The sequence below is a fragment of the Gordonia jinhuaensis genome (genome assembly GCF_014639795.1).
GTDB lineage: Bacteria > Actinomycetota > Actinomycetes > Mycobacteriales > Mycobacteriaceae > Gordonia_B > Gordonia_B jinhuaensis.
Window position 1 is genome coordinate 15835 of the sequence record NZ_BMGC01000035.1, and the last position, 19160, is coordinate 34994.

17 protein-coding genes and 2 pseudogenes are annotated in these 19160 nt (G+C 67.3%); 1 reads left to right on the plus strand and 18 read right to left on the minus strand.

Annotation, left to right across the window (positions count from 1 at the left end; translation table 11 throughout):
* Positions 1-32: 32 nt before the first annotated feature.
* The 16 genes and pseudogenes from IEW22_RS16665 to IEW22_RS16740 all read right to left on the minus strand — a co-directional run bounded on the left by IEW22_RS16665 (position 33) and on the right by IEW22_RS16740 (position 14859).
* The gene (locus IEW22_RS16665) at positions 33-788 is read right to left on the minus strand and encodes a YebC/PmpR family DNA-binding transcriptional regulator (protein ID WP_188587984.1); all 756 of its coding nucleotides are present in this window, start codon (positions 786-788) and stop codon (positions 33-35) included.
* Between the two features lie 104 nt (positions 789-892).
* Entirely contained in the window at positions 893-1489 is a 597-nt protein-coding gene (gene pdxT, locus IEW22_RS16670; RefSeq protein WP_188587986.1) for a pyridoxal 5'-phosphate synthase glutaminase subunit PdxT, read from the minus strand.
* Positions 1490-1519: 30 nt separating this feature from the next.
* A pseudogene (locus IEW22_RS16675) lies at positions 1520-2334 on the minus strand (acyl-CoA thioesterase); the annotation flags it as partial.
* Positions 2335-2543: 209 nt separating this feature from the next.
* The gene (locus IEW22_RS16680) at positions 2544-3143 is read right to left on the minus strand and encodes a response regulator transcription factor (protein WP_308421412.1); all 600 of its coding nucleotides are present in this window, start codon (positions 3141-3143) and stop codon (positions 2544-2546) included.
* A 259-nt stretch (positions 3144-3402) separates the two neighbouring features.
* The gene (locus tag IEW22_RS16685) at positions 3403-4221 is read right to left on the minus strand and encodes a nucleoside/nucleotide kinase family protein (RefSeq protein ID WP_229742832.1); all 819 of its coding nucleotides are present in this window, start codon (positions 4219-4221) and stop codon (positions 3403-3405) included.
* Between the two features lie 96 nt (positions 4222-4317).
* Positions 4318-5070: an FHA domain-containing protein gene (locus tag IEW22_RS16690; protein WP_188587992.1), complete on the minus strand. Its 753-nt coding sequence runs from the start codon at positions 5068-5070 to the stop codon at positions 4318-4320.
* A complete protein-coding gene (locus IEW22_RS16695; protein ID WP_229742833.1) occupies positions 5067-6008 on the minus strand; it encodes a PP2C family protein-serine/threonine phosphatase in 942 nt (313 codons plus the stop codon). The genes IEW22_RS16690 and IEW22_RS16695 overlap by 4 nt, the downstream gene beginning before the upstream one ends.
* 183 nt (positions 6009-6191) lie before the next feature.
* On the minus strand, positions 6192-7133 hold the full coding sequence (gene pdxS, locus IEW22_RS16700) for a pyridoxal 5'-phosphate synthase lyase subunit PdxS (protein WP_188587994.1): 942 nt from the start codon (positions 7131-7133) through the stop codon (positions 6192-6194).
* A 146-nt stretch (positions 7134-7279) separates the two neighbouring features.
* Positions 7280-7771, minus strand: a pseudogene (locus IEW22_RS16705) (exopolyphosphatase); the annotation flags it as partial.
* Between the two features lie 85 nt (positions 7772-7856).
* Positions 7857-8981, minus strand: a complete 1125-nt coding sequence (locus IEW22_RS16710; protein ID WP_188587998.1) for a glycosyltransferase family 4 protein — start codon at positions 8979-8981, stop codon at positions 7857-7859.
* Positions 8978-9898: a phosphatidylinositol mannoside acyltransferase gene (locus IEW22_RS16715; RefSeq protein ID WP_188588000.1), complete on the minus strand. Its 921-nt coding sequence runs from the start codon at positions 9896-9898 to the stop codon at positions 8978-8980. Before IEW22_RS16715 ends, IEW22_RS16710 begins: the two co-directional genes overlap by 4 nt.
* Positions 9895-10587 (minus strand): phosphatidylinositol phosphate synthase, encoded by a 693-nt coding sequence (pgsA, locus tag IEW22_RS16720; RefSeq protein ID WP_188588002.1) that lies wholly within the window; start codon positions 10585-10587, stop codon positions 9895-9897. The genes IEW22_RS16715 and pgsA overlap by 4 nt, the downstream gene beginning before the upstream one ends.
* A 40-nt stretch (positions 10588-10627) precedes the next feature.
* Positions 10628-11176 carry an HIT family protein gene (locus tag IEW22_RS16725; RefSeq protein ID WP_188588026.1) on the minus strand — a complete coding sequence of 183 codons (549 nt, stop codon included), beginning with the start codon at positions 11174-11176 and terminating at the stop codon, positions 10628-10630.
* A gap of 85 nt (positions 11177-11261) precedes the next feature.
* Positions 11262-13346 (minus strand): threonine--tRNA ligase, encoded by a 2085-nt coding sequence (gene thrS / locus IEW22_RS16730; RefSeq protein WP_188588004.1) that lies wholly within the window; start codon positions 13344-13346, stop codon positions 11262-11264.
* A gap of 122 nt (positions 13347-13468) precedes the next feature.
* A complete protein-coding gene (locus IEW22_RS16735) occupies positions 13469-14005 on the minus strand; it encodes a TIGR02611 family protein (protein WP_188588006.1) in 537 nt (178 codons plus the stop codon).
* A gap of 128 nt (positions 14006-14133) precedes the next feature.
* Complete coding sequence (locus IEW22_RS16740; protein ID WP_188588008.1) at positions 14134-14859, minus strand: DUF305 domain-containing protein; 726 nt, start codon at positions 14857-14859, stop codon at positions 14134-14136.
* A 328-nt stretch (positions 14860-15187) separates the two neighbouring features.
* On the opposite strand from IEW22_RS16740, the gene IEW22_RS16745 reads away from it, so the two are divergent.
* On the plus strand, positions 15188-16312 hold the full coding sequence (locus IEW22_RS16745; protein ID WP_188588010.1) for a calcium:proton antiporter: 1125 nt from the start codon (positions 15188-15190) through the stop codon (positions 16310-16312).
* A 68-nt stretch (positions 16313-16380) separates the two neighbouring features.
* On the opposite strand, the gene IEW22_RS16750 is transcribed toward IEW22_RS16745, so the two are convergent.
* Positions 16381-16905, minus strand: a complete 525-nt coding sequence (locus IEW22_RS16750; protein WP_188588012.1) for a nitroreductase family protein — start codon at positions 16903-16905, stop codon at positions 16381-16383.
* Positions 16906-16956: 51 nt separating this feature from the next.
* Positions 16957-19044: a phosphocholine-specific phospholipase C gene (locus IEW22_RS16755; RefSeq protein WP_308421413.1), complete on the minus strand. Its 2088-nt coding sequence runs from the start codon at positions 19042-19044 to the stop codon at positions 16957-16959.
* Between the last annotated feature and the right edge of the window lie 116 nt (positions 19045-19160).

Sequence of the window (19160 nt, forward strand, 5' to 3'; positions counted from 1 at the left end):
ACGCGTGGATCTGCCTCATCTACCGAGTGAGGTCACTCGTCGTCGATCTCGGCGAGAACCTCGTCGGAGATGTCGACGTTGGAGTAGACGTCCTGCACGTCGTCGCAGTCCTCGAGTGCGTCGATCAGCTTGATGACCTTGCGTGCACCGTCTGCATCCACCGGAACCTCCACCGACGCACGGAAACTCGCCTCGGCCGAGTCGTAGTCGATGCCGGCCTCCTGCAGGGCCGTGCGCACGGCGACCAGATCAGTGGGCTCGCTGAGGACCTCGAACGAGTCGCCGAGATCGTTGACCTCCTCGGCGCCGGCGTCGAGGACCGCCATGAGGACGTCGTCCTCGGACTGGCCGTCCTTCTCCAGCGTCACCACACCCTTGCGGGTGAACAGATAAGCCACCGAACCCGGATCGGCCATGTTGCCGCCGTTGCGCGTCATCGCGGTGCGCACCTCGCCCGCGGCGCGGTTGCGGTTGTCGGTGAGGCATTCGATGAGGATCGCCACACCGTTCGGGCCGTAACCCTCGTAGGTGATGGTCTGCCAGTCGGCACCGCCGGCTTCCTCACCACCGCCGCGCTTGCGGGCGCGTTCGATGTTGTCGTTGGGAACCGACGACTTCTTCGCCTTCTGGATCGCGTCGTAGAGCGTGGGGTTACCCGCGGGATCACCGCCGCCGGTGCGCGCGGCGACCTCGATGTTCTTGATCAACTTGGCGAACATCTTGCCGCGCTTGGCGTCGATGGCCGCCTTCTTGTGCTTGGTGGTGGCCCATTTGGAATGGCCGCTCATGCTCGAGTTCCTTCGTGTCGGGTACCAGGCGTGACCGTTGCGCCGGTGAGGACAATCAATTAATTCTACGTGCCCAGACTCACAGCACCGTCACCGGAGGCTGCTCACCCGGCGACCAGATCGGTGAAGTACTGATGCATCCGCCGATCGCCGGTCACCTCGGGGTGAAACGAGGTGGCGATCACCTGCCCCTGGCGCACCGCGACCACACGGCCTTCGGCGGGTCCGTCGGGGACCGTGGCGAGCACCTCCACACCCGGGCCCACCTGCTCGACCCAGGGCGCCCGGATGAAGACCGCGCGCATCGGCGGGCCCGGCACACCCTCGACCTCCAGGTCGGTCTCGAACGATTCGACCTGGCGACCGAAGGCGTTGCGGCGCACCGTGATGTCGAGACCATCGAGGGTCCGCATGTCCGGGCGAGTGTCGAGAACCGACGTCGCGAGCATGATCATCCCCGCGCACGACCCGTAGGCGGGCATCCCCGCCGAGAGGCGCTCGCGCAACGGTTCGTGCAAGTCGAGAACTCCGAGCAGTCTGCTCATCGTCGTGGACTCCCCACCGGGGATGATCAATCCGTCGACCTCATCGAGTTCGGCCCGTCGGCGCACGGTCACACCGTCGGCGCCCACCTCGGCCAGCGCATGCAGGTGCTCACGGACGTCACCCTGCAGGGCGAGGACACCGATCCTCGGGCTCACCGACGATCGTCCTGCCGCAGGGGGGGCACCGGATCTGCCGGTACGGGTGAGGCCTCCTGGGTGACCGCTGCGACCAGTCGTCCGGTGGTGTCGAAGATGCGGCCCTGCGTCAGGGCGCGACCGGAACCGGCGAACGGCGACGTCTGGTCGTAGAGCAGCCACTCGTCGGCGCGGAACGGTCGCATGAACCACATGGCGTGATCGAGTGAGGCCTCCTGGACGTCGACCCCCGGATGCGCCGCCTTGGCCGACCCCAGCAGCGTCATATCGCTCATGTAGGCGAGCGTGCACACATGGAAGACGTTGTCGTCGGGCAGCGTATGCCGGTAGCGGAACCAGACGCGCTGCTGCGATGCGAGGAGCGGATCGGTGACGAACTCCTCGTTGGGGATTCGCCGGATGTCGAAGTTCTCCCACTCCCTGACCACCCCGGTCTTGGGGAGGTCGGGGTCCTCGAGCGGATCGGGTATCGAATCGGCCGGCGGAACCGTCGGCATCGTGTCCTGGTGTTCGATGCCCTCGTTGCCGATGTGGAAGGAGGCCGACATCGAGAAGATCGCCTCGCCGTTCTGGATGCCGGTGATGCGGCGCGTCACGAACGAGCGGCCGTCACGCAGTCGCTCGACGAGATAGACCGCGGGCCGGTCGGGAATCCCCGGGCGCAGGAAGTACCCGTGCAACGAATGCACGTGGAACTCCGGCGACACCGTCCGCGTGGCCGAGACCAGCGCCTGAGCGGCCACCTGACCGCCGAATGTGCGCTGTAGATAGCTCTCGTGGGCCTGCCCGCGAAAGATGTCGCGCTCGAGCTGTTCGAGCTCGAGTATTTCCTCGATCGTCGCCATGTGGTCGTCTCCCCTTTCGAGGGGAGATTATCGCCTACCGCCCCGACCACACCGGCGAGCGGTCGTCGGTGCGGCCGGCGCCCGTCGAGGAACCACCAGGGTCCCCACACCGGTCACAACTCGTCGAGGTCGACTCGTCACAACTCGTCGAGGTCGGCTCGTCACAATTCGTCGAGGTCGACTCGTCACAATTCGTCGAGGTCGACTCGTCACAATTCGTCGAGGTCGACGATGCCGTCCTGGATGGCCCGGGCGACCAGTGCCGCCTTGGTGGGAGCGGGACGACCGACCTCGGAGTACTTCACCCGGATGCGCGTCAGGTGGGTGTTGACCGTGCCCAACGAGATGAACAGCAGTTCGGAGACCTCACCTTTGGTGTCGACGCTCAACCAGGTGCGCAGTACCTCGATCTCGCGCTCGGACAGGCGCGGTCGCAACTGATCGGCTCGCGCGCCCGAGCAACCCGGGCAGCCCGGCCCGTCGGTGCGACGCTCCGCTCCGGGCACCAGATGCAGTCCCCGCCCGTCGACACCCCGCCCGTCGCTGCCAACGCCCGGGAGCGGCATGGTCCGGCGCGAGAGCTTGAGGAGCGCCTCCTCGCGACGACGCGTGCGTCGCTCGCGCGCGCCCATGGTCGAACCGGCTCCCCCACGACCCACGTAGGCCCGGTGCGGTTGATGCGTCGGCTGGACCTGCGACCGGCCCTGCTCGGGCGTGGACACACGGTGGGCCGCGCCGCCGGATACTGCCTCGATCGTGGCGCGGGCGGGGAGGTATCCGGTCGCTGTGTTCTCACTCAGAATCGTCACCGTCACAGGTCCTTTCGCCATGGCGTCGGTGAGGTGACCGACGCTGTTGTGCTGGTGAAACGACCGTAAATCCGATGCCGGAGAACGTCGATGGGGAGAACTCCCCATGCGCCGTGTACGCGCAGGTCCCGGGCATATCCAGCTGCGCCCGCTCCCATCCGCCATGGGTCGGCTCGAAGCACTCGAGAAGCGAGCACGCGAGACGTCGCCGCTCGAGATCGGAGACGGGCGGAGAACGAGCGCGGTGGCCCGGCGCGGATCAGGCGCGGGGCGCGCGGCCGACGATACGGTGGTCGACCCCCGACACCACGAGGTCGGCCCGCTCGCTCATCGCCTCGATGAGCGCCGCATTGGCGCCGTCGACGTCGGTCGCCCAGCTACGGGCATCCGCCAGCGACTTCCCTTGTCGCACATGACGATCCACGAGTCGTGACAAGCGCTCGAGGTCGGGGGTGGTGGCGAACCACACCTCGTCGAGCAGTGACTGCAGGCGTGACCAGGGTTCCTGCGGGTAGAGCAGATAGTTGCCCTCGACCACCACGATGCGCGTGGCGGCGGGCACCGCGATCGACCCGGCGATCGGTTCGCCTTGTGCGCGGTCGAATCCCGGTGCGTACACGGTGTGGTCGGTGTCGAGGCGCAGGCGTTGCACCAGCGAGAGGAAACCCCACCCGTCGAAGGTGTCCACGGCGCCCTTGCGGTCGCGTCTGCCGAGGCGCTCGAGGGTCGCGTTGGCCAGATGGAACCCGTCCATCGGCACCCCCACGGCCGTGCCGGGCCCGGCCATCTCATCGATCCGGGCACACAGCAGCGTCGCCAGCGTGGTCTTGCCGGCCCCGGGGCTGCCGGTGATCCCGACGAGCACGCGTCGGCCGCCCTCGGCGAGTGCGAGCACCCGGGCGGCGAGGATGTCGAGTCCGCTGATCGTGGAGCCGTCGGGTGCGGTGGCGACCTCACTGGAGCCCGCATCCACCACCCCGCCGGCACTCACGGCGTCGATGACGGCGTCGCCGGTCGAGGGCACCGTCGACGACGCCGCGGACTCACCCGCGGCCGACTCCCCGCTTCGATCGGTCACACCCCCGTCAGACCCCGCCTCGCCAGACCCCGCCGCATCAGACCCCGCCGCATCAGACACTGTGTGCCACCACCGCCTTCTCCGCATACAACCACCTCACGGTGTGTTGCGCTGCGCCTCGATGTCGATCATCGCGAGATCGTCGCGGTTGACCAATCTCGATGTCACCGCGTATTCGACGAGTCGCGCACGACGATTGGTCGCCAGACGTCCGCCACCGGCCCGCAGCCCACTGACGCCGATCTGGTCGAACTTGTCGCACACGTTGTCGAGCTTGCGATTGAACTTCGTCAGCGACCAGCCCAGCCGCGCCGCGGCCTGCGACGACGACGGGATCGCGGTGGCGTCGGTGCCCTCGCGCCGCAGCACCGGTTCCGCCAACGCCACGATGAGGACCTTCTGACTCTCGGTGAGCGCCGGCACGCCCAATGTCACCTCACCGTCGAGTACGGCCTGCTCGTCGCGGTGACTCGGCGGCGCTGCAGCGGTGTGGATTTCGAGCTCGTAGGTGGTGGAGCCGGCGGAGAACACCACGGTGTTGGTGCCGAAGGCGAGTGGCATCGTGGCGCCCGGGGCCAGTGTGGCCCGGAAGCCGGCGTCGGGTGCACTCACACTCACCGACACGTGCCTGCCCTCGTTGGTGAGCCACCACGTCCCCGAGTCGTTGTAGGCGACGAGGAACCGTCGATGCAGATACGGGTTGTCATCGACGGCGAGATCGCCCTCACGACCGATGTGGAACGGCCGGTCGGCAGGCAGTCGGTACCGCTCGCCGCAGAACTCGACGTAATCGGCCCCGTCGTCGGTTGCCTCGCGGGCGGGGTTACCGGATCGGCTGCCGCTGCTCATGGCCGCCGATCCGCAGGATCGGATGCCGAGGCCTCACGTGCGCCGCCATCGGTTGTCCCGCCCTCGTGCGCCCCACCACCGGCCGCAACGCCGTTGACACGCAACGTGGTGTCGGTGCCTTCGTCAGCGGATCGGTCGACGGCGTGGGTGCCCACCACGAGCGGGCGGGCGAGTACGGCGGTGATGTTGTCGTGTCCACCCATGTTGCGGGCGGCCTCGATGAGCGCCTGCGCCGCTGCTCCCACCCCGGCGGCCTCCTCGATGATCTCGGCGATCTCGGCGTCGGGCAGCTCGCCGGTGAGACCGTCCGAGCAGATCAACACCGTCTCTCCCACCACCGCGGGGAATGCGAAGAAGTCCGGTTCCACGAGCATGCCCGCCCCGAGCGCCCGGGTGATCACGTTGCGGCGCGGGTCCACCCGCGCCTGGTCGGGCGTGAGGAAGCCGGCGTCGACGAGCTCCTGCACCTGCGAATGATCGACGGTCACCTGTTCGAGCACGCCACCGGAGAGCCGGTAGGTGCGGGAGTCACCGATGTTGAACGCCAGCCAGTAAGCCTGACCCTCGTGGTGGACCAGCGCCGCGCCGGTGACCGTGGTTCCGGCCCGGCGGCCGGAGCCTGAGCGGATGTGCTCGATCCGGTCCTGGGCGTCGAAGAACGCCGCGACCAGTGCGTCGCGGGTGTCCGTCAGCTCGCCGGGCTCGATACGTTCCAGTGCGGCGACAGCGGCCTCTGAGGCGATCTCACCGCAGTCATGACCACCCATTCCGTCGGCGACGGCGTACAGTCGCGACGCCACGAGTGCGGCGTCCTCGTTGCTCACCCGGTGACGGCCCACGTCGCTGGCCGCCGCCCAGGCGATCTCGGCCGGACCGGAGACATTCACCCCGGAGTCCGACTCGTCGCGCACCATGCCCGGTGTCGACTGCGTGGTCATGACACCCACACCCCCGCATGCGAGGACAGTGCGCGTCGGGACCGCAGGCATCCGGAGGCGGACACGGCACAACGCCACACGACCGTCTGACCGATGCGGATCACGCTGCTATTCGTACCATCCCCGAGGGCGACAATCGCCCTTCCGACACCCAATCCGTGACCGGATCGTTCAGTCGGCCGATCACCAACCGCGCTCGGCGAGGCGGTGCGGCACCGGGATGTCGTCGACGTTGATGCCGACCATCGCCTCGCCGAGCCCGCGTGAGACCTTGGCCAGGACATCGGGATCGTCGTAGAAGGTGGTCGCCTGCACGATGGCCGCGGCGCGCTGCGCGGGGTTACCGGACTTGAAGATGCCCGAGCCCACGAACACGCCCTCGGCGCCGAGCTGCATCATCATCGCCGCGTCGGCAGGTGTCGCGATGCCGCCGGCGGTGAACAGCGTGACCGGCAGCTTGCCCAGTGCGGCCACCTCGGCGACCAGCTCATACGGCGCCTGCAGCTCCTTGGCCGCGACGAACAGCTCATCGGAGGGCAGCGATGTGAGCGCACGGATCTCGTCGCGGATCTTGCGCATGTGGGTGGTGGCGTTGGAGACGTCACCGGTACCAGCCTCACCCTTGGAACGGATCATCGCCGCACCCTCGGTGATGCGACGCAGCGCCTCACCGAGGTTGGTGGCCCCGCACACGAACGGCACGGTGAACTGCCACTTGTCGATGTGGTTGCGGTAATCGGCCGGGGTCAGGACCTCGGACTCGTCGATGTAGTCCACACCGAGGCTCTGCAGGATCTGCGCCTCGACGAAATGTCCGATACGCGCCTTGGCCATCACCGGGATGGAGACTGCGCTGATGATGCCGTCGATCATGTCCGGGTCGCTCATCCGCGACACACCACCCTGGGCGCGGATGTCGGCGGGCACCCGCTCGAGCGCCATCACGGCAACGGCTCCGGCGTCTTCGGCGATCTTCGCCTGATCGGGGGTGACCACGTCCATGATCACGCCGCCCTTGAGCATCTCGGCCATACCGCGCTTGACACGAGCAGTGCCCGGTCCGGTGGGCGCAGCGCCCTCGGCAGAGTGCTGCGCAGCGGACGGGGTGTCGACAGTGTTGCTCACGTGCTCTTGTCTCTCCTACGTGGGACGTCGGCGCTGACCGACGTCGGATACCTGATGACGGATGTCTGAATCAAGTGTAGGAGCAGTGCGTCGGAGGCCACCAATCACATCAGCTCACATCGGGACCAGTCCACGGGTCAGGGGGCGGGTCGCTCGACGATCTCGAAATACTGCGGGCGCGGTGCCGTACCCCCGAGTTGCAGCCATCGCACGAGTCGGCGGTTGCGCAGTGCCAGCGTGTCGCGCACCGCGTCGTTGTAGAACCGGCGGGCGATCATCACCCGCGTCTCGGCATCGGCGAGTTCGCTGACCAGCTGCGAGCGCAGTGTGGCGGGGTCCACCTGGGCCAGCGCGGCCGACACGGTGTTCTCCGCGTTCTCGCGATCGACCGGGTCGGCGTGTTCGGCGTTGTCGGCCGCAGCGATCAGTTCGCGACCCTCACTGCCCAGTCCCGCACCGATCGACCGGGCCACCACGGCCCGGCGCGCCAATGCCGCGTCGAGTGCCTGGCTGGCCAGATCCACCCGCACGTGCAGTCGGTCGAGGCGGTTGGCGGTCTTGAACGCCCACCCGGCCGCAGCGAACACGAGCACGACCACGATGCCCACCACGAGGATGGTCAAGGCCGAGATCGTCAACAGTTCCCCCTAGAGTGTCGGTTCGATGAGGCGGTGCCCGTCGATCGACCGCAGATCGGGCGACTGGGCATCAGTCGCGTGGGCATCAGTCGACCACGCGGACCGGACCGGCGCCGTGGGTGACGGTCTCGTAGACACGCAGGATCTCCTCGGCGATACGCGACCAGTCGAAGCGGCGGGCCCGCTCGTGGGCGGCGGCCACCAGCCTCTCGCGACGCTCGTCGTCGCCGAGTACGTCGATGATGCCGTCGGCCAGCGCGTGCGGGATCCCGGTCTCGGTGAGCACGCCGGCCCGGCCGTCGTCGAGCACGCGCCGGAAGGCGTCGAGATCGCTGGCCACCACCGCCGCACCGGCGGCCATCGCCTCCACGAGCACGATCCCGAAACTCTCACCACCGAGGTTGGGTGCGCAGTAGACGTCTGCCGAGCGCAGGGCGCGAGCCTTCGTCTCGTCGTCGACCTGACCGAGGAACACCAGATGCCTGGCCAGCGCACCGGCCCGCCGGCGCAGCCGGTTCTCGTCGCCGCCGCCGACGATGAGCACCCGCACATCGGGATAGGCCTCGACCACCGAGGGCAACGCGCGCAGCAGGATCTCCACACCCTTGCGCGGCTCGTCGTAGCGGCCCAGGAAGACAATCGACCGTCCCGGCCATGGGTAGCCGGGCAGCGGCTGGGCATTCTCGAAGGCGTCGACGTGAATCCCGTTGGGGATCTCCACCGCATCCGAGCCCAGCGACTCCATCTGCCAGCGGCGCGCGAGTTCGGAGACGGCGATCTTGCCCCTGATCCGCTCGTGGTACGGCCGGAGAATGCCCTGGAACGTGCTCAGCCACAACGATTTCGTGGTCGCCGTGTGGAAGGTGGTCACGATCGGACCCTGAGCCACCATCAGTGCGAGCATCGAGATACTCGGCGCGTTGGGTTCGTGGACGTGCAACACGTCGAACTCGTTGTCGCGCAGCCAGTTCCGCAGCACCGAATAAGCTTTGGGGCCGAAGTTCACCCGCGAGACCGAGCCGTTGTACGGGATCGCCAGCGGCGGACCCACCGAGACCACGTAGTCGGGCAGCTCCACGTCGTCACCCGCCGGGGCGAGCACGCTGACCTCGTGGCCGCGCTCGATGAACACCTCGGCGACTTCGGTGACGTGCGCCTGCACTCCGCCGGGGACGTCGAACGAGTACGGGCACACCATGCCGATCTTCATGACCGGTGGTTCCCACCTTCGATCTGGGCGCGCCTGCGCGCCGACCAGTCGTCGGCCCACAACGGCTGCAGCATGTGCCAGTCCTGCGGATGGGCGGCGATGTTCTCCGCGAAGACGTCGGCGAGCTTCTGCGTCGCCGCCTCGACCCCCACCGAGACGTCGATCTCGTCGCAGCACACGATCTGCGATCTGCGACCCTCGTGGAAGAAGTGGTGTACCGGGATCAGCGTCGCACCGGTCTGTTGCGCCAGCAGCGCGGGCCCCGCCGGCATCCGGGTCTTCTCGCCGAAGAACTGTACCGGAACGCCGTGGCTGGTGAGGTCGCGCTCGGCGAGCAGGCACACCACCTTGCCCTGGCGGAGGCGGTCGGCGAGCTGCTCGAACGGCGGTTGCTCCCCGCCGGTGAGCGGGAAGATCTCGAATCCCAGGCTCTCCCGGTAGGCGACGAACCGCTCGAAGAGGCTGTCGGGTTTGAGTCGTTCGGCCACGGTCGCGAACGAACGCCCGGTGTGCTGGATCAGCCAGACTCCGGCCATATCCCAGTTGCCGCTGTGCGGAAGCGCGAACACGATTCCGTGGCCCCGGTCGTAGGCCCGCTCGAACATCTCGATCTGCGCGGGTTCGAGGAAGACCGTCTCGGCGGCTTGCGCGAGATCCATGGTGGGCAGCCGGAACGCCTCACACCAGTAGCGCGCATAGGACCGCATGGCCTCGCGCATCAGTGAATCGGGAACCTGTGCGGGGGTGGTGTCGAGGACTCGCGCGAGGTTCTTGCGCAGCTGGTCGGGTCCGCCGCGCGCACTGACCAGGTCGGCACCGGCGGCGAACGCCGCACGCGCCACCCGGTCGGGCAGCAGGCGCACCGCACGCCAGCCCGCCGCATAACCCAGGTCGGCGGCCCGCTCGGCCAGGCTCATCCGCGGTGCTCACTCTGCTCGTGCGTCGTGCTGTCGGTCGTCCCCGTGTCGGTGTCCGTGTCGGGCTTGCGGATCGGGATGAGATCGCGAGCACCGGGTGACTGCGCGACCGAGACGAATCGCTGCACCACGGTGATCACGCTGCCCACGGCAAGGATCCACATGGCCACGTGGATCGCCCACCACAGGCCCAGACCGGTCAGACCGGTACCCACCAGCACGATCACCAGCCGGTCGGGGCGTTCGATCCAGCCACCATCGGCCGAGAGACCGCTCGCCTCGGCACGCGCCTTGATGTAGGAGATCACCTGCGAGGCGACCAGACACACCAGGGTCAGTACGAACAGGATCTCGTGTGGTTTGGTGACGATGGCCCACCACGCGAGCGAGCCGAAGATGGCTCCGTCGGCGATGCGATCGCAGGAGGCGTCGAGTACCGCACCGAAACGTGTCCCGCCGCCGCGGGCTCGTGCCATCGCGCCGTCGAGCATGTCGAACATGACGAACAGCCAGATCACCAGCGTGCCGGCGAACAGATAGCCGCGCGGGAACAGCGCGATCGCGGCGACGACCGTGGCGATGGTCCCGACCACGGTCATGATGTCGGGTGTCAGTCCGGTGCGCAGCAGTGCCCGGCCGATCGGCGCGGTCACCTTGGACACCGAGGCGCGGCCCTTGATGCTCAGCATGCTCGGTCCTGCCCCGACACCGCCGATGGTGGCGTGCTCATCACGATCCCGTATCCGTGGCCAGTCGCACCCATGCGTCGGCGAGGAGTCCACGGGTGTCCCGGAGCAGCTGCGGGAGCACCTTGGTCTGTCCGATCACGGTGATGAAGTTCGCGTCGCCTCCCCACCTCGGCACGATGTGCTGGTGGATGTGCTCGGAGAGCGAGCCGCCTGCCGCCTCGCCGAGATTGAGTCCGACGTTGAAGGCATGCGGATGCGACACCGATTTGATCGTGCGGATCATCTGCTGGGTGAAACGCATGAGTTCCACCGACTCCGCCTCGGTGAGGTCTTCGAGGTTGGCCACCTGTCGGTAGGGCACCACCATCGAGTGGCCGGGGTTGTAGGGGTACAGGTTCAGCACCGCATACACCGTCTCGCCGCGCGCGACGATCAGCCCGTCCTCGTCACTCATCCGGGGGATGTCGAGGAAGGGATGCGTGGACTTCGCCGACGAGCCCTCCGACGTGGTGAACTCACCGCGCGGGTCGTCGGGATCCGGGCGGGCCTGGGTGCCGATCGCCGGAACCGGCGACGCGACATAGGACATCCGATGCGGACTCCATAACCGCTGCAGCCGGTCCGGTTCGCCCACGCCGACGTCGACGAGGTCGGGACCGCCCGGTGTACTCGGGTCATTCGCCAACGGAGTCACCTGCCCCGAGGGCGACAGAGAGATCGGCCAGGAGTTCGGCGCTCGGCGATTCGTTGCGACGCGTGCGGACCCAGTTCTCGATCGTCTCGATCGCGGTGGCCACCGGGACACCGTTGATCTGCGAGCCGTCGCGGAAGCGGAAGCTCACCGCACCGGCCTCGACATCGCGCTGTCCGGCCAGCAGCATGAACGGCACCTTGCCGGTGGTGTGGTTGCGGATCTTCTTCTGCATGCGGTCGTCGGAGAAGTCGACCTCGGCGCGCAGTCCACGCGCCTTGAGCTGTGCGGTCACCTGGGCCAGATGATCGGCGAAGGCCTCGGCCACCGGGATTCCGACCACCTGCACAGGCGACAGCCATGCCGGGAACGCACCCGCGTAGTGCTCGGTGAGCACGCCGAAGAACCGTTCGATCGAGCCGAACAGCGCACGGTGGATCATCACCGGACGGTGTTTGGCGCCGTCGGGACCGGTGTACTCCAAGTCGAAACGTTCGGGCAGATTGAAGTCGAGCTGGATCGTCGACATCTGCCAGGTGCGTCCCAGCGCATCCTTGACCTGCACGGAGATCTTCGGTCCGTAGAACGCGGCGCCGCCGGGATCGGGCACCAGATCCAGACCCGACTCCCCCGCCACCTCGGCGAGCGTGGCCGTCGCGATATCCCACGTCTCGTCGTCGCCGACGGACTTCTCGGGATTCTTCGTCGAGAGCTCGAGGTAGAAGTCGTCGAGGCCGTAATCCTTGAGCAGCTCGAGGACGAAGTTCAGCAGCGAGCGCAGCTCGTCGCGCATCTGCTCGCGGGTGCAGTAGATGTGCGCATCGTCCTGGGTGAATCCCCGCGCGCGGGTCAACCCGTGGATCACACCGGACTTCTCGTAGCGATATACGGTGCCGAACTCGAAGAGCCGCAACGGCAGTTCGCGATAGGAGCGCCCGCGCGCACCGAAGATCAGGTTGTGCATGGGGCAGTTCATCGGCTTGAGGTAGTAGTCCTGAGCCGGCTTGCGCACCGTGCCGTCGTCGTTGAACTCGGCATCGAGCTGCATCGGGGGGAACATGCCCTCGGCGTACCAGTCGAGGTGACCCGACACCTCGTAGAGATGTCCCTTGGTGATGTGCGGGGTGTTGACGAACTCGTACCCGGCCTCGATGTGGCGACGGCGCGAGTAGTCCTCCATCTCGGTGCGGATGATGCCGCCCTTGGGATGGAACACCGGCAGGCCCGAGCCGAGCTCATCGGGGAAGCTGAACAGGTCGAGTTCGGCACCGAGCTTGCGATGGTCGCGGCGCTCGGCCTCGGCCAGCAGTTCGAGGTACTCGTCCTGCGCCTCGGCGGTCTCCCACGCCGTGCCGTAGATGCGCTGCAGGTCGGCGTTGGCCTGGTCACCGCGCCAGTAGGCGGCCGAGCTGCGGGTCAGCTTGAAGGCCGCGATGTACTTCGTGGTCGGCACATGCGGGCCCCGGCACAGATCGCACCAGATGCGTTCGCCGGTGCGGGGATTGAGGTTGTCGTAGGCCGTCAGCTCGGCACCACCGACCTCCATCACCTCACTGTCCTCGGCGGCACCCTTGTCGTCGATCAGCTCGAGCTTGTAGGGCTCCTTGGCCAACTCGATGCGTGCCTCGTCCTTCGACGCGTAGACGCGGCGAGAGAAGCGCTGACCCGACTTGATGATCTGCTTCATCTTCTTCTCGAGGGCGGCGAGATCCTCGGGGGTGAACGGCTCGGCCACGTCGAAGTCGTAGTAGAAGCCGTCCTTGATGGGCGGTCCGATGCCGAGTTTGGCCTCGGGGAACAGATCCTGCACCGCCTGGGCGAGCACATGCGCGGTGGAGTGCCGGATCACGCTGCGGCCGGCCTCGGTGTTCGCCGCGACGGGTTCGACGTCGGTGTCGAGCTCGGGCGCCCACGACAGGTCGCGCAGGGTGCCCGCCGCGTCACGGACCACCACGATCGCGTCGGCGCCCTTGTTCGGGAACTCGGCCTCGCGCAGCGCGGTGCCCGCAGTCGTCCCCGCAGGCACCTTGATGGTGGCTGGACGCGTGACGACGCTGTTCTCGGACACGGTTGTCGACTCCTTCGAGTTGGGCGGTGACGGCACCGCCGGGTGCGCACGGCAGTGCTCAGGTGTGATCGTATCGGGCGGGCACCCCCGCGGCGGGCGCGCCTACCCCGGTGCACCGTCGGCTAGCCGAACAGCGGGCTCGCGAGCCACTGCTCGTGGACGCCGAACCACCCAGCGACCGCGTTCAGCACGCCCAGCGCCCACAGCATCAGCAGCACCAGGATCACGCAGGCGATCCCGAACAGCGCCTGCACCGACCAGTGCTGGCGCTTGTACCACTCCTCGAACTTGTCGTATTTGTCCCTGGCGAACAGCAGCAGGCGGTGCGCCCAGCTGAACTCACTGGCCAGGATGCCCAGGCCGACGAACACGACCGCCCAACCGGGTCCCGGGTACGGGATCATGATGATCCCCACCACCAGCACGACCGCGCCGATCACGCCAACCACGATCCGGTACACGAGGTCGATGGTGGGATTCTGGGCGATCTTCTCCCGCCACTCGCGGACCCGATCCGGCAGGAATGCCCCGGGCTGCGAATCGTCGTCGGTGTTGACCGACGTGTTGGGGTCCACAGAAGTGTCGGAACCGGCACGCTCGCTCGACGCGACCGACGAGTCGAAATCGGTCACGCCCGACTCCTCTGATTCTTCTGCCATGCCGGCCATCGACCCTCCCTTCGGCTCGCTGAACGGTCGCCCCGGTGCATGGTTGCCCGGTTGCGACGGTGGCCACCGAGTCTAGAGGTCCGCGAAATACGCGGCCGCCGTACGACGCCTCCCGCAGGTCACAGGGTCTGCAGCAGTGAGCGCATCTGGTCGATCTGCGCCTGCTGCGAGGTGACGATCGACTGCGCAAGGGCTTTCGCGTCGGTGTTCTCGCCCGACGTCAGCTCGGTCCGAGCCATGTCGATCGCGCCCTGATGGTGAGTGATCATCTGTGTCAGGTAGAGCTTGGCGGCATCGTTGCCCTGTGCGTTGCGCAGCGCGTTCATGTCGTCGGCCGACATCCCACCGGCCATCTGGTGATCGGTGCCCCCGTCCATTCCGGCCATCGCCGAGGACGCCGCGCTGCCCTCAGGGGTCGCCGAACCCGACGCCGCGACTCCCCAGTCCGACAGCCACCGCTGCATTGTCACGATCTCCGGCGCCTGGTCTGATTTGATCTTCGTGGCCAGCGCCACCACTCGTGAGTCCACTCCCTGCTTGCCCAGGAGGATCTCCGACATCTCCACCGCCTGCAGGTGGTGCGGGATCATCATCGAGGCGAACATCACGTCCCCGTCGTTGTGCGCGCTCGACGAATTCGACTCCGATGCAACCGATGAGCCGCCACCCATACCGGCCATCCCGGCCATGTCACCGGTCATCGACGTCGACGTACCCGAGTCCGAGCTCGACGAGTCACTGTCACCACATCCGGCCAGCAGCCCGACGGACACCACTGCCGCGCCGATCACCGCCGAAGCCACCACCGTCGAACGCCGAACCGATCCGCTGAGCCAACTACGCATTGCGCCTCCTCGATGTGTCGATTCCAACCATATAGTGCCCGATGGCCGAACCCGCAGCCGGCCACTGGTACGACATGCAAAACTCGGGTAGTAGTGGTATGGAAGCCGTCGCCGGGACGACCCGGCGGTGACGTCACGAGCAGGGACGGCCCCGCGAAAGCGCAGATGACGTTCGATGACTGCGACCCGCTCACACGACCCGACGCGACTGCCCGATCGCGCGCTTGTGTCAGATCCAGCCCCGGTGCCAGAGCCCACCCGATCCCGGACCGCCGTCGCTCCGCAGGTCACCCCGGAGCGGCCGCACCGCATTCTCACACCGATATCGATGATCGGGCTGACGGTGGGCTGGAGTTCGGTTCTGGCCGTCACGGCCGGCCACGCGACGCTCTCTACGCATCTGCCGACAGCCGCTCTGACCGCGGTACTCGCGGCGATCGTTGCGGTCATCATCCTGTGCGCATTCGGTGTGGTGGCCCAGGCCGAGCGGCTCGCCGATCGTCTCGGCGACCCGTACGGCACCCTGGTCCTGACGCTGTCGGTGGTGATCGTCGAAGTGATCTTGATCTCCGCGGTGATGTTCGCGCCAGGCGGGGACCGCAGCGCCGCACGCGATTCGGTAATGGCCGTCTCGATGATCATCCTCGACCTCGTGATCGGGGCGGCCATGGTCATCGCCGCGCTGGTCGCGCGACGACGCCACCGCGACGCCCAGCAAGCGAACCGGCGCGGTGTGGCCACCTACCTCTCCCTGATCGCGGTGCTGGCGACGATGGGCCTGGCACTGCCCCGCGTGATCGGTGCGCACGGCACGCTGAGCACACCGGCGGCGGTGGCCGTCGCGGTGGTCACGATCGGTCTCTACACAGCATTTCTCGTCCACCAACTCGGGAGCGGCCGATCAGACTTCCAGGAGGTCGACCACGCCGCACCCCGCCGCCGCGGATCGGTGTACCCGAGCCGGGCGGACGGCTCGGTCAGATCGGTTCTCCTCGGCCACCGCCGCGAGATCGCATTGCGCGCCGTGGTGTTGATGCTGCTGATCCTGCCGATCGTCGCGCTGTCACACACGATGGCCACGCTTTTGCACGACGCGCTGGACCGCGTCGGAGCACCGGTGGCGCTGTCGGGTGTGCTCATCGCGATGATCGTGTTTCTCCCCGAGGCGATCACCACGTTGCGCAGTTCGGCGGCCGGGCAGATGCAGCGCGTCAGCAACCTGTGTCACGGTGCGCTGCTGTCCACACTGGGCCTGACGATCCCCGCGGTCCTGGCGGTGGGGCTGATCACCGATCAGACAGTGGTGCTCGGCGAGAGCACCGTGAACCTCGCATTTCTCGCGGCAACAGTGCTGATCAGCGCGATCACCTTCTCCCGCGCACAAGTCACGGCGTGGGCCGGGTTCGCCCATCTGGTGGTGTTCACCGCCTACGCGGTGACCCTGTTCACCTGAGATCCCACGCCGAACCCCCCGCGCACCGCACCGGTGATCGCCGCAGACCTCGTGACATGCGCAGCACTTCACCCCACGTCGGGGTGATGGACTCGTAACAGTTCGTCGGTGCTGCGGCGGCCGGTGGGAATCGCACTGCGCACACCCGCTGGCGGCTGACCGGGATGACCGAGCGCGATGGCGTGCCGAGCCACCCAGCCCGGCTCAGCACCGAGCAGCTGCGCCGTTCGAGCGGAGTTCTGCTCCGGGTAGAGGCTGACCACACAGGTGCCCAATCCGCGCGAATTCGCCGCCAGTACGACCGATTGCACCAACCGACCGACGTCAAATTCGGTGTCGAGGTTGCGTTCGGCCGGGCTCAACACCACCAGCACCACCGATGCGTGCTCGACATGGGCGGCATAGGCACCCGACTGCGCGATCGCTCGTCGCGTCGGATGGTCGAACACGGCCACGAAGCGCCACGGCTGACGGTTTCGCGCCGAGCCCGTCCACCGCGCCTCGTCGATCAGTGCTCGCACCTGGTCGACCGTCACCGGATCGTCGGTGTAGGTCCGCACCGTTGCGGCGGCAATCAGCGAGCGCAGGTTCATGCGGTCATCGTGCCCCACACCAACCTGTGCTCACCGAAGCCCCGCCCTCGGTCACGCCGCGCTGACGCGCCCGGCGTACCGGTGGGTGAACCCGTCGGCGGTGTCGGCCTTCACGATCACGTCGTAGTAGCCGTCGCGCGACAGCGGCCACGACATCGAGCGACGGCCCCGCGGAGGTACCACCACTGTTGTCTGTCGACCATCGAAATCGTTGGGGGTCAGCGTGTATCGAATCGTTGTGGAACCCTCGTTGGCGAGGATGAGCTCCACGGAACGACGAAACCCGTTGTGGATCAGCGCATCGACCACCGGCACCGCGCTGTTGGCGGCACCCGCAGGAACCACCGTCCCGGCGAACGACCGTACGAATCGGTCGGGACCATAGATCGAGAAGGCATATTTGCCGGCGGTGTCGGCAGTGTTCCACACATAGTCCTTCGGATTGCCGACGGTGATGGTGTGCGGGTCGGCAGCGAAGGTCCGGTAGGCATCGGGGTATACCGACATGCTCATCCCCTGACGGCCCGAGTTGGTCATGGTGGCCGTCACCGTTCCGGCGGCACGGTCAACGCGCACCCGAGCGTGCGGCTGATACGGAACGGGCCGGCGCCGAAGGCTTCCCGGCTCCTGCGTGGGCATCTTCTGCGTGAAAGGGGCGGGAACCGCCAGCGCGATCGGCGCCTTCCACGCATCGGCGGTGGCCGCCGCGGCGAGCACCGACGTGTCGGGCAGCGGCGGCAACGAGTTGTCGAAGTGCCGGAAGTCGATGGCCGAGGTGAGATCGCCGCATACCGTGCGGCGCCAGTCGCTGATGTTCGGCGACTTCGCCGGCTTCCCCAGCGTCTCGGTCCAGTGCTCGAGGAACTGGATGATCGAGGTGTGGTCGAAGACCTCGGAGGAGACCCATCCCCCGCGAGTCCACGGCGACACCAGGATCATCGGCACTCGTGCACCCGGACCGATCGGCTGCCCGCCGATGAACTCCTCGGCGGTACCGCCCTCGGGGAGCGGTGCGGGCACGTGATCGAAGTAGCCGTCGTTCTCGTCGAAGGTCATGATCAGCAGCGTCGAATCCCACAGCTCCTGATTGCTGTGCAGCGCCTTGATGACCCGGTCGCTGAACACCGCACCCCAATCCGGTGCGGCTGAGGGGTGTTCGCACCACAGGTACGGTGCGACCACCCAGGACACCTCGGGCAGGGTGCCATTCGCGCAGTCGGCGATGAAGTCCTTGAGCACGTAGTCGAGGTTCGCCGACGAGTTCGGGACGCCTGCGGGCGGTGCAGTGTGGGTCTCGAGCACGTTGGCCCGCGCGAGCAGCCCGTCCGGCGACGTGTCGGCGCCAGCCGCAGCGGGGTTGTAGGCCCTGAACGAGCGCACCGTGTTGTCGGTGTAGTCGCCGAGCCAGCCGTCGTCGGTGTTGTTGTTGACGTAGGTCTGCCAGGTGACACCGGCAGCCTGCAGCGCCTCCGGATAGGTCTGCCAGGTGTAGCCGTACTTGTAGTCGCCGTCGTTGCCGGTGACCGGTCCGCCACCGGTCGCGGAGGGGTCCACCATCCCCGACCACATGTAGATCCGGTTGGGGCTGGTGGGTCCGGCCAGCGAGCAGTGGTTGTGGTCGCAGATCGTGTAGGCACTGGCCAGCGCGTGCTGCCACGGGATGTCATCGCCGCTGAAGTAGCCCATCGTCTGGTTGCCCTTGGCCGCGACCCACCGGTTCATCTTCCCCTGCGACCAGGCGTCATGACCCCCCGACCAGCTGTGGTCGAGGCCACCTGCGTTCTGCGCGTTGTACTTTCGCGAGTCCAGTCGATACGGCAGCAGATAGGGCTTGTCGATCCGTGTGGCCGGCTGGGCGAAGACGTCGGTGCCGTCAGGAAATCGCAGCGCCTGCTTGTCGTCGAAACCGCGCACGCCACCGAGCGTCCCATAGTAGTGATCGAAGGAGCGGTTCTCCTGCATCAGGATCACCACATGCTTCAGGTCGGCAATGGTTCCTGTCCTGCCGTGCGGGACAGTCTGTTTCGCGGTAGTCGGCGCAGCCGCCGCTGCACCCGCTCCCCCGAGTCCTCCAGCAGCCACGGCGGCGGCACCACCTGCCACCGCACCGACCGCCTGCAGCAGGCGACGCCGAGACAGACCCGGTTTACCCCAATACCGTTCAGTTAAGGTTACATGCGTGTAGTTTTAGGTGTATGCCTCGTGCTGGGTGGGTGAAGCCGGAGTCGGATCGTCGGTTGTCGGATGTGGTGTCG

Bases quoted from the DNA above. Each gene is read 5' to 3' on its own strand.
- IEW22_RS16740 (WP_188588008.1), bottom strand. From the start codon at position 14,859: ATGCGTAGTTGGCTCAGCGGATCGGTTCGGCGTTCGACGGTGGTGGCT.
- IEW22_RS16725 (WP_188588026.1), bottom strand. From the start codon at position 11,176: ATGTCCTATGTCGCGTCGCCGGTTCCGGCGATCGGCACCCAGGCCCGC.
- IEW22_RS16690 (WP_188587992.1), bottom strand. From the start codon at position 5,070: ATGAGCAGCGGCAGCCGATCCGGTAACCCCGCCCGCGAGGCAACCGAC.
- IEW22_RS16710 (WP_188587998.1), bottom strand. From the start codon at position 8,981: ATGAAGATCGGCATGGTGTGCCCGTACTCGTTCGACGTCCCCGGCGGA.
- IEW22_RS16735 (WP_188588006.1), bottom strand. From the start codon at position 14,005: ATGGCAGAAGAATCAGAGGAGTCGGGCGTGACCGATTTCGACTCGTCG.
- IEW22_RS16750 (WP_188588012.1), bottom strand. From the start codon at position 16,905: ATGAACCTGCGCTCGCTGATTGCCGCCGCAACGGTGCGGACCTACACC.
- pgsA (WP_188588002.1), bottom strand. From the start codon at position 10,587: ATGCTGAGCATCAAGGGCCGCGCCTCGGTGTCCAAGGTGACCGCGCCG.
- IEW22_RS16745 (WP_188588010.1), top strand. From the start codon at position 15,188: ATGATCGGGCTGACGGTGGGCTGGAGTTCGGTTCTGGCCGTCACGGCC.
- IEW22_RS16665 (WP_188587984.1), bottom strand. From the start codon at position 788: ATGAGCGGCCATTCCAAATGGGCCACCACCAAGCACAAGAAGGCGGCC.
- IEW22_RS16695 (WP_229742833.1), bottom strand. From the start codon at position 6,008: ATGACCACGCAGTCGACACCGGGCATGGTGCGCGACGAGTCGGACTCC.
- IEW22_RS16715 (WP_188588000.1), bottom strand. From the start codon at position 9,898: ATGAGCCTGGCCGAGCGGGCCGCCGACCTGGGTTATGCGGCGGGCTGG.